Origin of the sequence: Bradyrhizobium sp. KB893862 SZCCT0404, assembly GCF_018130885.1 — a bacterium.
In the GTDB taxonomy this organism is placed as follows: Bacteria; Pseudomonadota; Alphaproteobacteria; order Rhizobiales; family Xanthobacteraceae; genus Bradyrhizobium; species Bradyrhizobium stylosanthis.
The window spans coordinates 27,086-39,409 of sequence record NZ_JAFCLT010000019.1; the positions used below are offsets into that span (position 1 = coordinate 27,086).

At 65.4% G+C, this 12,324-nt stretch carries 9 protein-coding genes; 6 read left to right on the top strand and 3 right to left on the bottom strand.

Features of this window, described 5'->3' with window-relative positions:
• Positions 1 to 85: 85 nt before the first annotated feature.
• From JQ617_RS38755 to JQ617_RS38770, 4 genes are all read left to right on the top strand, one after another.
• Entirely contained in the window at positions 86 to 493 is a 408-nt protein-coding gene (locus tag JQ617_RS38755; RefSeq protein WP_212030941.1) for a FixH family protein, read from the top strand.
• On the top strand, positions 490 to 1,938 hold the full coding sequence (locus tag JQ617_RS38760) for an efflux RND transporter periplasmic adaptor subunit (protein WP_212030942.1): 1,449 nt from the start codon (positions 490 to 492) through the stop codon (positions 1,936 to 1,938). The genes JQ617_RS38755 and JQ617_RS38760 overlap by 4 nt, the downstream gene beginning before the upstream one ends.
• Complete coding sequence (locus JQ617_RS38765; RefSeq protein ID WP_212030943.1) at positions 1,935 to 5,150, top strand: efflux RND transporter permease subunit; 3,216 nt, start codon at positions 1,935 to 1,937, stop codon at positions 5,148 to 5,150. The genes JQ617_RS38760 and JQ617_RS38765 overlap by 4 nt, the downstream gene beginning before the upstream one ends.
• Positions 5,151 to 5,645: 495 nt before the next feature.
• Positions 5,646 to 6,230 (top strand): hypothetical protein, encoded by a 585-nt coding sequence (locus tag JQ617_RS38770; protein ID WP_212030944.1) that lies wholly within the window; start codon positions 5,646 to 5,648, stop codon positions 6,228 to 6,230.
• 374 nt (positions 6,231 to 6,604) lie between these two features.
• Here JQ617_RS38770 and JQ617_RS38775 read toward each other — a convergent pair whose 3' ends face one another.
• Complete coding sequence (locus tag JQ617_RS38775) at positions 6,605 to 7,558, bottom strand: LysR family transcriptional regulator (RefSeq protein WP_212030945.1); 954 nt, start codon at positions 7,556 to 7,558, stop codon at positions 6,605 to 6,607.
• A 98-nt stretch (positions 7,559 to 7,656) separates the two neighbouring features.
• Here JQ617_RS38775 and JQ617_RS38780 point away from each other — a divergent pair, with 98 nt between their 5' ends.
• Both JQ617_RS38780 and JQ617_RS38785 read left to right on the top strand, forming a co-directional pair.
• Entirely contained in the window at positions 7,657 to 8,838 is a 1,182-nt protein-coding gene (locus JQ617_RS38780) for an MFS transporter (RefSeq protein ID WP_212030946.1), read from the top strand.
• A 10-nt stretch (positions 8,839 to 8,848) separates the two neighbouring features.
• A complete protein-coding gene (locus JQ617_RS38785; protein WP_212030947.1) occupies positions 8,849 to 9,883 on the top strand; it encodes an aldo/keto reductase in 1,035 nt (344 codons plus the stop codon).
• A gap of 6 nt (positions 9,884 to 9,889) precedes the next feature.
• Here JQ617_RS38785 and JQ617_RS38790 read toward each other — a convergent pair whose 3' ends face one another.
• Positions 9,890 to 11,485: an amidohydrolase family protein gene (locus JQ617_RS38790; protein ID WP_349630679.1), complete on the bottom strand. Its 1,596-nt coding sequence runs from the start codon at positions 11,483 to 11,485 to the stop codon at positions 9,890 to 9,892.
• Positions 11,482 to 12,300, bottom strand: a complete 819-nt coding sequence (locus JQ617_RS38795) for a uracil-DNA glycosylase family protein (RefSeq protein ID WP_212030948.1) — start codon at positions 12,298 to 12,300, stop codon at positions 11,482 to 11,484. The genes JQ617_RS38790 and JQ617_RS38795 overlap by 4 nt, the downstream gene beginning before the upstream one ends.
• Positions 12,301 to 12,324: the final 24 nt, after the last annotated feature.

Sequence of the window (12,324 nt, forward strand, 5' to 3'; positions counted from 1 at the left end):
CGGAGTGTCGGCGCGCGACCGCTGAGGACGCGCGTCGAAGCTTGCCGCTTTGGCGGTCCATCAGACGTTTCGAGGAAATGACATCATGAAGACTATTACTGCTGCGCGCGCGGTCGCCGCCGCGCTGCTCGGCCTCACCATCGTGGGGGCGCCGAAGCTCGCGCTTGCCGACATCAAGGACTACGAATTCCAGCTCGTCGAGCCGTCCGTCCAGGCTGGCGCCGACAGGATCGTCACGGTCAAGCTGGTGAACAAGAAGACCGGGAAAGCGGTGCCGGACGCCGTCATCTTCGCGTCCAGACTCGACATGGCGCCGGACGGCATGCAGGAGATGGTCACGAAGGTGACGCCCATGCCGGGCGCGGAGCCGGGGACATACCGCTTCAAGGCCAACTTCAGCATGGCCGGCCGTTGGCAGTTGTCGCTCGGCGCCAAGGTCCAGGGCGAGACGGGTACCGTCGAGAACAAGCTCGTCGTCACGGCGCAGAAATGAAGCCCGCCGTCGTCATGGGCGCGACCGCTGCGATCTTCGCAGCGGTCGGTGCCGCCTTGCTCGCGGGCGCGATCCCGCGGGCAAAGCCGTTCGTTGCCGCGTCGGTCGTCGCGGCCGCTGGCGCCGCGGAAAGCGGCGCGCCGATCTACTATCAGGATCCGGACGGGAAGCCGCTTTACTCCCTCACGCCGAAAAAGACGTCGGACGGCCGTGCCTGGCGCGCCGTCCCGCCGAGCGCGGACATCAGCTTCGATGAGGCGGAACAGGAGCCGCCCGGGGCCAAGGCCGCCGACGGGAAGGCGGATCGCAAGATCAAATACTATCGCAATCCGATGGGCCTGCCGGACACCTCGCCGGTGCCGAAGAAGGACTCGATGGGGATGGACTACATCCCGGTCTACGAAGGCGAGGATACTGACGACGGCTCCGTCAAGCTCTCGCCGGGGAAGATCCAGCGCACGGGCGCCAAATCCGAGCCGGTCTCGCGGCGGCCCGTCACGTCGGTGATCCGGGCGCCGGGGACCGTCAGGGAGGACGAGCGGCGTGTTTCCGTCGTCGCGCTGCGCTTCGAAGGATTCGTCGAGAGCGTCGCAAACGTCACGACCGGGGATCATGTCCACAAGGGGCAGCCGCTTCTGAACGTGTACAGCTCGGCGCTTTCCAGCGCGGCTGCGGAATATCTCTCTGCCGTCAACGCCGGCGCGACCGGCCAGGCGCTCAAGGGCGCGCGGCGCAGGCTGCAGAATCTCGCGGCCCCGGAGCCGTCCATCAAGGAGCTTGAGCGCACCAAGGAAATCTCGCTCTCGATTCCGTGGCTCGCGCCGCAGGACGGCGAGATCCTCGAGCGCAACGTCGTTCCCGGCATGCGCGCGGGGCCCGGCGACGTTCTCTTCAGGATCGCCGATCACCGCCTAGTATGGGTTCTCATCGATGTCGCCGAGCGCGACCTGGTCCAGGTCGCCGTCGGCACCATGGTGACCATCAGGCCTCGCGCGCTCGCGGGGCAGAGCTTCGGCGGCACGGTGGCGTTGGTCTATCCCCATCTCAACGCCGCCACGCGCACCGCGCGCATCCGGGTCGAGGTGCCTAATCCCGACGAGCTACTGCGCCCCGAGATGTACGTCGACGCAGAGATCGAGACCGGTACGCCTGGACCGGTGCTGGCGGTGCCGGAGAGCGCCGTGCTCGACAGCGGGAGCCGCCAGGCCGTCCTCGTCGACAAGGGCGATGGACGCTTCGAACCGCGCGAAGTGAAGCTCGGCCGGCGAGGTGGCGGCTTGATCGAGGTCACCCAAGGGGTGTCGGAGGGCGAGTTGGTCGTCACCTCGGCCAATTTCCTGATCGACGCCGAGAGCAACCTGAAGGCCGCGTTGAAGGGCTTTGCCGAGGCGAGCGGCGAGAAGCCGACCGAAGCCACAAGCGGAAGTATGGGGGCGCGTCCATGATCGCCCGCCTGATCGCCTGGTCGGCGCGCAACCTGCTGCTGGTGCTGTTCGGCACCGGCTTCGCCGCGGCTGCGGGAATCTACGCGCTCGTCCATCTGCCGCTGGACGCCATTCCGGACCTCTCCGATACCCAGGTCATCGTCTACACGGAGTATCCGGGGCAGGCGCCGCAGGTGATCGAAGACCAGGTCACTTATCCGCTCGCGACCGCGATGCTGACGGTGCCGAAATCCAAGGTCGTCCGCGGCTTCTCGTTCTTCGGAGTCTCGTTCGTCTACGTGATCTTCGAGGACGGCACAGACATCTATTGGGCGCGCTCGCGGGTGCTCGAATTCCTCAATGGAGCCGCATCGCGGTTGCCGGCGGGAGTAACGCCGACCATCGGTCCCGACGCAACCGGCGTCGGCTGGGTCTACCAGTATGCGGTCATGTCGAAGGAGCTCAATCTCGCGGACACGCGGACCATCCAGGACTGGAATCTTAAATTCGCGCTGGCCAAGGCCGAGGGCGTCGCCGAGGTGGCAAGCGTCGGCGGCTTCGTGAAGCAGTACAATGTCGTTCTCGATGCGCAACGGATGCGCGACCTCGGCATCACCATGCAGAAGGTCCGGGACGCGATCCGCGCCAGCAACGCCGACGTCGGTGGGCGGACCGTCGAGCTGTCGGAGTTCGAATACGTCATCCGGGGTCGGGGCTATCTGAAGAGCATCGACGATCTGGGCGGCATCGTCCTCAAGACCGACGGGGGCACGCCCGTGTTGCTGCGTGACGTGTCCCGGGTCGAATTGGGACCCGACGAACGGCGCGGCATCACCGAACTGAACGGCGAAGGCGAGGTGGCCAGCGGTATCGTCCTACAGCGCTTCGGAATGAACGCCCTCGACGTCATCGAGAACGTGAAGAAGCGGTTCAAGGAGATCGCGACCAGCCTTCCGAAGTCGGTCGAGATCGTTCCGGTCTACGACCGGTCGGACCTGATCTACGCCGCGATCGACACGCTTAAGCGCACGCTGTTCGAGGAAAGCCTGGTCGTCGCGTTGGTGTGCGTCGTTTTCCTGCTGCACGTCCGCAGCGCGCTCGTCGCCATCCTGATGCTGCCGGTCGGCGTCCTGATGGCGTTCGGGGCGATGAAGCTGCTCGGGATCGGCTCGAACATCATGAGCCTCGGCGGCATCGCCATCGCCATCGGCGCCATGGTGGACGCCGCCATCGTGATGATCGAGAACGCGCACAAGCATCTCGAGCGAGCCGAGCCCGGCAAATCGCGGGTGACCATCCTGATCGAGGCGGCCTCGGAGGTAGGTCCGGCGCTGTTCTTCAGCCTCCTGATCATCACCGTGTCGTTCATGCCGATCTTCACCCTGGAATCGCAGGAAGGGCGGCTGTTCAGCCCGCTTGCCTTCACCAAGACGTTCTCGATGGCGGCGGCGGCGCTGCTATCTGTCACCCTGGTGCCGGCGCTGATGGTGATCTTCGTCCGCGGGCGCATCATTCCTGAGCACAGAAACCCGATTAACCGCTTCCTGATCTGGGTCTACCGTCCCGTCATCAAGGGCGTGCTCCGCGCCAAGACGCTTGTCGTTCTGCTCGCGCTCGCCGTACTCGCGGTGACTATCTGGCCGGCGCGCCAGCTCGGAACCGAATTCATGCCGAACCTCAACGAAGGCACGCTGCTCTACATGCCGACGACGCTGCCCGGCATCTCGATCACCAAAGCCGGCGAGCTGATGCAGACGCAGGATCGGATCATCAAATCGTTCCCGGAGGTGGAGTCCGTCTACGGCAAGGCCGGCCGAGCTTCTACCTCGACCGACCCGGCGCCGACCGAGATGTTCGAGACGGTCGTCAACCTCAAGCCGAAGGAGCGGTGGCGCCCAGGCCTCACCATCGATGGACTGATCGCCGAGATGGACAAGGCGCTTCAATTCCCGGGGGTTTCCAACGCCTGGACGATGCCGATCAAGGCACGCATTGACATGCTGTCGACAGGCATCCGGACGCCCGTCGGCGTCAAAGTGATCGGCACCGATCTCGTCGAGATCGACAGGCTCGCCAAGCAGGTCGAGCAGGTGCTGCGGGCCGTGCCCGGAACGTCCTCCGCCTACGCGGAGCGCGGCATCGGTGGCTACTACCTGGAAATCACGCCCGATAGGGCGGCGCTGGCGCGCTACGGGATCATGGTCCAGGACGTCCAGGACACCATCGGGACCGCTCTCGGCGGCCAGACAATCACGACCACCGTCGAAGGCAGGCAGCGCTTCACCGTCAACATGCGCTATCCCCGCGACCTCCGGGACAATCCGAAGAAGATCGCAAGCGACATCCTCGTTCCAATGCCGGCCGGCGGAGCCGTTCCGCTCGCGGAGGTCGCGACCGTCCAGCTCACACGCGGCCCGACCTCGATCCGGACGGAGAATGCGCAGCTTGCGACCTACGTGTACGTGGACATCCGCGAGCGCGATCTCGGCGGCTACGTCGCGGACGCGCAGCGCGCTGTCCAGGGCAGCGTCCAGTTTCCGCCGGGGTACTACGTGGTCTGGAGCGGCCAGTACGAATATCTGGAGCGGGCGGCGGCGCGCCTCAAGATCGTGGTCCCCGCAACGCTGCTGATCATCTTCCTGCTGCTGTATTTGAACTTCCGGTCGATCGCCGAGACGTTGATCGTAATGCTCTCGCTCCCGTTCGCGCTGGTCGGCGGGCTTTGGCTGATGTGGTGGCTCGGCTTCAACCTCTCGGTCGCCGTTGCCGTCGGCTTCATCGCGCTCGCCGGCGTGGCCGCCGAGACCGGCGTGGTGATGTTGATCTATCTCAACCACGCGCTGGAGGAGGTCAAAAGCCGCCGTCTTGCCGAGGGCCGGACCTTGAGCCGCGCCGACCTGCGCGAGGCGATCATGGAGGGCGCTGTGGAGCGTGTCCGTCCGAAGATGATGACGGTGGTCGCGATCATGGCGGGGCTGCTCCCCATCATGTGGAGCACGGGGACGGGGTCGGAGATTATGCAGCGCATCGCGGTGCCGATGATCGGTGGCATGATCTCTTCGACCCTGCTGACCCTGATCGTCATCCCCGCGATCTTCGGCCTGGTGAAGGGGGGCGGCATGAAGGACAAAGGGGAAGCCGCTGCGCCGGTGCTCGCCCCCGACCCGCCGCGGAAAGTCGCCGAGTTTGCCGGTCCGTCAAAGCCTCGCAAAGACCCGCTTTCGGTCCGATGAACCCGGCAGGCCGGGGGTTCCGCGTCGCGGTCGAAGCATCATTCGCTCGGGTGACAGGTCTCGCGATTATGGCCGCCGCATCCGCCGCGATCTAAGCCTTTTTGTGTGCCCTTGAGCGCGCGAGACGCGCGAGGCGTGCACCACTGCGATCATCGCTCAGAGCGTTGATCAGCTTCGTCACATCCAAGGGACGGCCAGCGTCGCTTCGGTCTCCGGCGTGTTCAACTAAAGCGCCATCCAGGTCCGCGCGGCGGCCCGAAGCGTTTGTCGGGTCCGCAGGCACTAGCAAATCGGCACTTGCTGACGTCTGAATATTTATGGGGAGAACTAGCAGATAGCGCATGTAGACGACTTAGCTTCCCACTGCGGTTTGCGCCCCGGCCGCCGAGAGATCATGATCCTTTGCCACGCTTGCGAGGGACCGTTACCGGACCGCTTGCGAGATTGTCGTCCTCGAGACGACATAGCAACCACGACAAACGAAGGACTCTAAACATGGATCCGGAATTCACGTTCGAACGAAAGGCTCTGGCGAAGTACATCGCCCACACCAGCAAGGAAGAGCAGATCGTGACTATCCCCGATCAGGTCATTCAAAATCAGAAGGCGTTCGACAACAAGCCGTTCCCTGCGATTTTCCGTACCGACGGCGGCGACAAAGAGCAGATTGTCTGGCTCGATGGCTCCGCCTACGATTTGCGCAGCAACCGCAGGCTCGTTCCGATCGTCAAGGACTGGCGCCAGCGGGTCAACTACGAAGTCCGCGCGCGGCTCGTTGATGACCTGCTCGCGGCAGGTTACGAAATCTCGCTCTCCGATCGCGGAGTCGAAGACTACGTCAGCCGCAAGGGCGGGCGCGAGAAGCTGTTGTCGATGCTCGACGACGTTGATGAAATCGACATGTACGTCTACCAAGTCGGCAAGCGCGAACACATCGCTTGGATTTATATCATCAACTGGAACTCGGGCGCCGAGGTCATCGGAGACTGCACCGAGAACATGAGCAAGATCACCAATCGGGTGTGCAAGTGGGCCGAGAAGAAATTCGGATCCAATCCGCGTCTCCGGCTGCCGTCCTAATCACCAAATGAACACCCCGCCGGCGGCGCTGAAGCCCTCAGCCATGTTTGGTTCCTTGCCAGGAGACTCCGGTGCGAGCGCAATCCGATGGAGTCCGAGGTAAGGGGCTGCCAAAGCTGCGCAGGCGAAGCTTGACGCGTTTTGCAGTTCGCGCGTTCCGGACACCGGGTCCTTCGTGGCAGCGTTGACAAGCTAACACACGCGTGTACACATTTTATATCGAGCGAGCCTAAAATCTTAAATAAATCAAAGGCAAGGTACGGGATTGGGGTTCGTTACCACTCTCTCCGCCAGCCCCACGCAAACCAAGATCGCGGAAGGCTGTCGCGCCGACGCCCGCCGGGCGAAGGCGGATTCCTTCCGAGCCCTCCGCCTCATCCCACCATCTTCCACTTCCCATCCGCCGCTCGCTTCAGCGCGGGATCGCTCACGCGCACATGCTCGGCGAGGAAATCGATGAAGGCGCGCACGCGCGCGGGGAGCGGCGCGGTGTGGCCGACATAGACGGCGTGGATGTCTTCGCGGTCGCCGGGATTGTAGCCTTGCAGGACGGGGACCAGGCGGCCGGCTTCGATGTCGGGACCGATGTGGAAGAGCGCGAGGCGGGCGAGACCGACGCCGCCGAGGCAGAGACGGCGGGCGGCTTCGCCGTCGCTGGCGCGCGCGACCTGTGGCGGCACGGCTTCCTCGGTGCGATCGCCGCGCTTGAACGGCCAGCCGCCGCGGATGCGCGAAAAGGTCCAGCCGATGCCGCGGTGATCGGCGAGATCCGCCGGCGTCTTCGGCGTGCCCGCGCGCGCGAGGTAGCCCGGGGCGCCGACGACCACCATGCGGCTGGTGCCGAGCTTGCGGGCGATCAGGCGCGAGGCTTTCAGGGGGCCGACACGGATGGCGACGTCGGCGCGTTCCTGCATCAGGTCGATCAGCGTGTCGGTCAGCACGAGGTCGAGCGTGATCTCGGGGTGCTCTTGGAGGAAACGCGGGATCAGCGGCATCATATGCATCATGCCGAACGGGATGTTGCTGTTCACGGTGAGGCGGCCGCGCGGTGCCGCGCCCGACGCCGCCTCGCGCTCGGCCTCCTCCATCTCGGCGAGGATGCGCAACGCGCGCTGGTAGAAGGCCTGGCCTTCCTCGGTCAGCGTGAGCTTGCGTGTGGTGCGGTTGATCAGCCGCGTGCCGAGCCGCGCCTCCAGCCGCGAGATCAGCTTGCTTACCCCCGACGGCGTCAGGCGCATTTTTCGCGCGGCTGGGGTGAAGCCGCCGAGGTCGACGACGCGGACGAAGACCTCCATCTCGGCGGAGCGGTTGGTGTCGAAACGGGCCATGTTGAATTCATGTCATAAATGATTGGATTGCGGACATCCTAATGGTTTTGCCGGCGCACGGCTATCTGCGTGGCTCGTCTTATCCATTGGAGCACTGCATGCCTCCCGCCGTCCTCGCGCTCACCGCCGGTGCCTTCGGCATCGGCACCACCGAATTCATCATCATGGGCCTGCTGCTGCAGGTCGCCGCCGACATGCATGTATCCGTGCCGGTCGCGGGCCTGCTGATCTCCGGCTATGCGCTCGGCGTATTCGTCGGCGCGCCGGTCCTGACGCTGACGACGCGACGGTTGCCGCGGAAGACCGTGCTGCTGGCGCTGATGGCGATCTTCACGCTCGGCAATGCCGCCTGTGCGCTGGCCCCGAACTACGAACTGCTGATGGCGGCGCGCGTGCTGACCTCGCTCGCCCACGGCACGTTCTTTGGCGTCGGCTCGGTGGTGGCGACCAGCCTCGTCGCCGAAGACAAGCGCGCCTCCGCGATTTCCACCATGTTCATCGGCCTGACGGTCGCGACACTGCTGGGCGTGCCCTTCGGCGCCTGGTTCGGCCTGATGCTGGGCTGGCGCGCGGCGTTCTGGGCGGTGACCGTCATCGGCGTGATCGCCTTTGCGGTGGTTGCAGCGCTCGTGCCAGGTCATGTCGGCAATGGCGACAAGCCGGTCTCGCTGTCCGAGGAAGTCGCAGTGCTCAGCCGTCCGCAGGTGCTGCTCGGCCTCTCCATGACCGTGTTCGGCTTTGCCGGCCTGTTCGTCGTCTTCACCTATATCCAGCCGATCCTGACGCGCTTCACCGGCTTTTCGGAGGAAGCGGTCTCGCCGATCCTGCTGGTGTTCGGCGTCGGCCTTGCGATCGGCAATGTCGCCGGCGGCAAGCTCGCCGACCTCGGCCTCGCCCGCGCCCTGACCGGGACGCTCGCCGCGCTCGCCATCGTGTTGCTCGGCCTTGCTGCCGTGCTGTCGGTGAAGATCGCAGCCGTCGCGCTGATCCTGCTGCTCGGCATCGCCGCTTTTGCAACCGTCGCGCCGCTTCAGCTTCGCGTGCTGGAAGCGGCCGGTCCCAGTGGCCGCACGCTCGCCTCCAGCCTCAACATCGCCGCGTTCAATCTCGGCAACGCACTTGGCGCCTGGGCCGGTGGGGTCACCATCGCTCGCGGGCTCGGCCTTTCCACGTTGCCGCTGGTCGCGGCCGGCATCACGGCGGTGGGGCTCGTGCTGGCGCTGTGGAGCCTACAGCTCGACCGCCGGCAGTCGGTCGTCGCGGCGTGCCCGGCGGAATAGGAGAGCGATCATGGAATACCGCAATCTCGGCGCGTCCGGGCTCAAGGTCCCCGTCCTCAGCTTCGGCACCGGTACATTCGGCGGCCAGGGCCCGCTGTTCTCCGCCTGGGGCGGCAGCAGTGCGGACGAAGCGCGCAGGCTGGTCGACATCTGCCTCGACGCCGGCGTCAATCTGTTTGACAGCGCCGACGTCTATTCGAATGGCGCTTCCGAGGAAATTCTTGGGGCGGCGATCAGAGGCCGTCGCGACAAGGTGCTGATCTCGACCAAGATGAGCCTGCCGATGGGTGATGGCCCGCTCGACGCCGGTTCGTCGCGGCAGCGACTGCTTACCTCGGTCGATGCGGCGCTGCGCCGGCTTGGCACTGAGACCATCGACCTGCTTCAGCTCCACGCCTTCGACGCGTTCGCGCCGATCGAGGAGGTGCTGTCCACGCTCGACGCGCTCGTACGCGCCGGCAAGCTGCGCTATGTCGGCGTCTCCAACTTCGCGGGCTGGCAGCTGATGAAGTCGCTCGCCGTCGCGGACCGGCATGGCTGGCCACGTTATGTCGCGCACCAGGTCTATTACTCGCTGCTCGGCCGCGATTATGAGTGGGAGTTGATGCCGCTGGCGCGCGACCAGGGCGTCGGCGCGCTGGTCTGGAGCCCGCTGGGCTGGGGCCGGCTCACCGGAAAGATCCGGCGCGGCGAGCCGCTGCCGCAAGGCAGCCGCCTGCACGCCACCGCGCAGTTCGGTCCGCCCGTGGACGACGCGCGGCTTTACGCCGTCGTCGATGTGCTCGATGCAATCGCCGCGGAGACCGGCCGCACCGTGCCGCAGGTCGCGATCGCCTGGCTGCTGGCGCGCCCCACGGTCTCGTCCGTGATCATCGGCGCGCGCGATGAAGCACAGCTGCGCGACAATCTCGGCGCGGTCGGCTGGTCGCTGAGCGCGGATCAGATCAAGCGTCTCGACGAGGTCAGCGCGGTGATGCCGCCTTATCCGTACTATCCCTATCGCATCCAGGAGGGCTTTGCGCGGCTCAATCCACCGCTGGTGTAAGGGCAGCTAATAGAAGGCCGCGATCGCGGTCGCGATTCCCGGCGGAAGATTCGATTCGTTCTTGAGCGTGTCCAGGAAGAGGGGATCGCCCGCCACGGTGAGGCCGTCCAGCTTGATCGGATGCAGCGGCTCGTCGGCCACGGCCACCGCCGCCAGATCGGGACCGGTGCGGACACCGTTATATTCGAGCCGCGGACGCAGTTGGACGTTGTTGCCGAACTGCTCGTCCAGCGCGAGCCGCCAGCCGGTGCGCGACACCGTTCCGCGGGCGATCGCATCGCCCATGGCGAGGCTGCGGGGCTGCAGCGTGCCGAGATTGCCGAGCGCGGCCTTCAGGCGGATCGTCGCCTCCGCCAGCGTGACCTTCTCGATCCCCGGATCCTGATCGGGCGAGGAGAAGTTGATCACCCGCGCGCTGCTGCCTATCTTGAGGGCCTCGCCGCTTCCGCCCGCCTTTTGCATGATCGTCTTCGTGCCGTAGCGCGGCCGACCGCTGATCGTGACGAGAACGACGTCCTGCTCGCGCGATTTGATGAGATGGGCGTAGGGATCGCCGGTCACGCCCTTCACGACCAGGAGATCGGCGAACTTGCCCGCGGCGATGGTCCCGAGCTTCGCATCCCATTTCAGGATCGCGGCGGGATTGCGCGTCGTCATCGCGACGATGTCGTAGTCGCTGAAGCCGAGATTGAAATGCGCGGACACGACCTTCGCCGCCTTCAGCTCCCCGAGCAGGTTCTTGCTGCCGGACGGCGACCAGTCCGAGCCGAGCGCGATGGTAAGACCGGCCGTGCGTGCGGCGGCGACGTCGGTGGTCTTGCCGTAGAGCAGCAGGTTGCTCAAGGGCGACCACACGACCTTGGCATGGTTCTCGGCCATCGTTCCGAAGTCGGTCGCATCGAGCGCCGTGCAATGAATGCCGGCCAGCGATGGTTCGATCGCCCAGTCGCCTGAGGGATTGCGCAAGGCGAGGAAATGGCTGTGCGCCTTGATGTCGATGCCTTCGCTGAGGTGAAGCAGGAAGCACGACGACGATTTCAGCTCCTTGTCGAACTTCGCCCAATCCTGCGCGTCAATGTCGGGAATCTTGGAGTGGGCGCGCGGCAGGTCCGGCGGGCTGCCGATCTCCGCGGCACGCAATGCGCCCTTGTAGTATTTGTGGATCGTGCCGCTCCAGTTCGACAGCGTGATCCCCTGGCTGGTCGTCGTTCCCGCGACCATGCATTTGGCCTCGACATAGCGGACGAGGGCCGGCAGCAGCGAGCCGTCGTCGGCAAGCGCGATCGCGCTCATCGGGCCGGTCACGGAGGTCTTGTAGGATTTGGCGTTCTGCCACTGGTCGCGATTGCCGTAGGCCTGCGGCACCTGCCAGAGCGGCAGGATGTTGTAGCTGAGGTGATTGTGCAGCTCGATCAGGCCGGGATAGATGGTCCCGCCGGTCGCCACGGCAACGACGGCTTCGAAGCCCGCCGGCGCCGGTTGTCCCTTCGGGACCACCGCGGCGATGCGGTTATCCTCGATGAAGATCGTCCCGCTCGTGATGACGTCGCCTTCGGCGGCCATCGTCACGATCCGCCCGCTCAGCGCCCATCGCGAGCTCACGGGATCACTCCGTCAGGGACAGTGATCGTGATGTTGCGGCGCTTGGCGGCGGCGTCGGCGCCCTGGCGCACCGCCCATGCCCTGTCTCCGCGCATCCAGGCCGGCAGGCCCGCCGGAAGGTCCTTGGCGATGATGTCGACGAGCTCGGCCGGCTTGAACGCATCGCCATAGGGCACCAGCGCAGTCTGGACGTCGGAATGCTTGATCGCGGGTGCAAGCGCGGCGAGCGCGGCATTCCATTTGGTCAGCATGATCTTGGTGTTGGAGGCCTGCGTCGCCGCATCGTGGGCGGAGCTTTCCGGCCAGGTCGGATGCGGGATGTGCTGATAGGCGAGGGTCTTGTAGGCCGCGCCATCGGCGGTCTTCAGCCACGCTTTCCAGGCTTCGTCCGCGAGGCCGCCAAGCGAGACGACGGCTTCGATGTTGGCCGTGCCGAGCACGGCCTTGAACCATTTGTTGCGATAGTCGACGATGCCGGGCTCGTTCTTGTGCTTGGAGCCGCCGCTCTGCCCGTACACGCTGTACAGGAACGTGTTGACCATCACGTAGCTTCGCGTGATGCCGAGCTTGGCGAGGAAGCCTTGCGTGCGGCGTCCCGCGGTGCCGACCAGAATCCGGCGCACGATCGTCTCGTGCTGGGCGGGGTCCTGTCCGACGACGAGCACGCGCGCCGATCCGTCGAGCCGGCCGCGATGGAAGATCGGCCCCCATTCAATGCGGAAATCGTGGGGATCGTAGGCCTCGGGGCCGGGATAGTCGGTGCACAGATCGCGAAAGGGTTGTTCGCAATATCCGCCGTCGAACTCCGTGAGCATGGCAATGCTCCAATCTGTCGAGGT

Bases quoted from the DNA above. Each gene is read 5' to 3' on its own strand.
- JQ617_RS38770 (WP_212030944.1), top strand. From the start codon at position 5,646: ATGGATCCGGAATTCACGTTCGAACGAAAGGCTCTGGCGAAGTACATC.
- JQ617_RS38785 (WP_212030947.1), top strand. From the start codon at position 8,849: ATGGAATACCGCAATCTCGGCGCGTCCGGGCTCAAGGTCCCCGTCCTC.
- JQ617_RS38780 (WP_212030946.1), top strand. From the start codon at position 7,657: ATGCCTCCCGCCGTCCTCGCGCTCACCGCCGGTGCCTTCGGCATCGGC.
- JQ617_RS38755 (WP_212030941.1), top strand. From the start codon at position 86: ATGAAGACTATTACTGCTGCGCGCGCGGTCGCCGCCGCGCTGCTCGGC.
- JQ617_RS38760 (WP_212030942.1), top strand. From the start codon at position 490: ATGAAGCCCGCCGTCGTCATGGGCGCGACCGCTGCGATCTTCGCAGCG.
- JQ617_RS38795 (WP_212030948.1), bottom strand. From the start codon at position 12,300: ATGCTCACGGAGTTCGACGGCGGATATTGCGAACAACCCTTTCGCGAT.
- JQ617_RS38775 (WP_212030945.1), bottom strand. From the start codon at position 7,558: ATGGCCCGTTTCGACACCAACCGCTCCGCCGAGATGGAGGTCTTCGTC.
- JQ617_RS38765 (WP_212030943.1), top strand. From the start codon at position 1,935: ATGATCGCCCGCCTGATCGCCTGGTCGGCGCGCAACCTGCTGCTGGTG.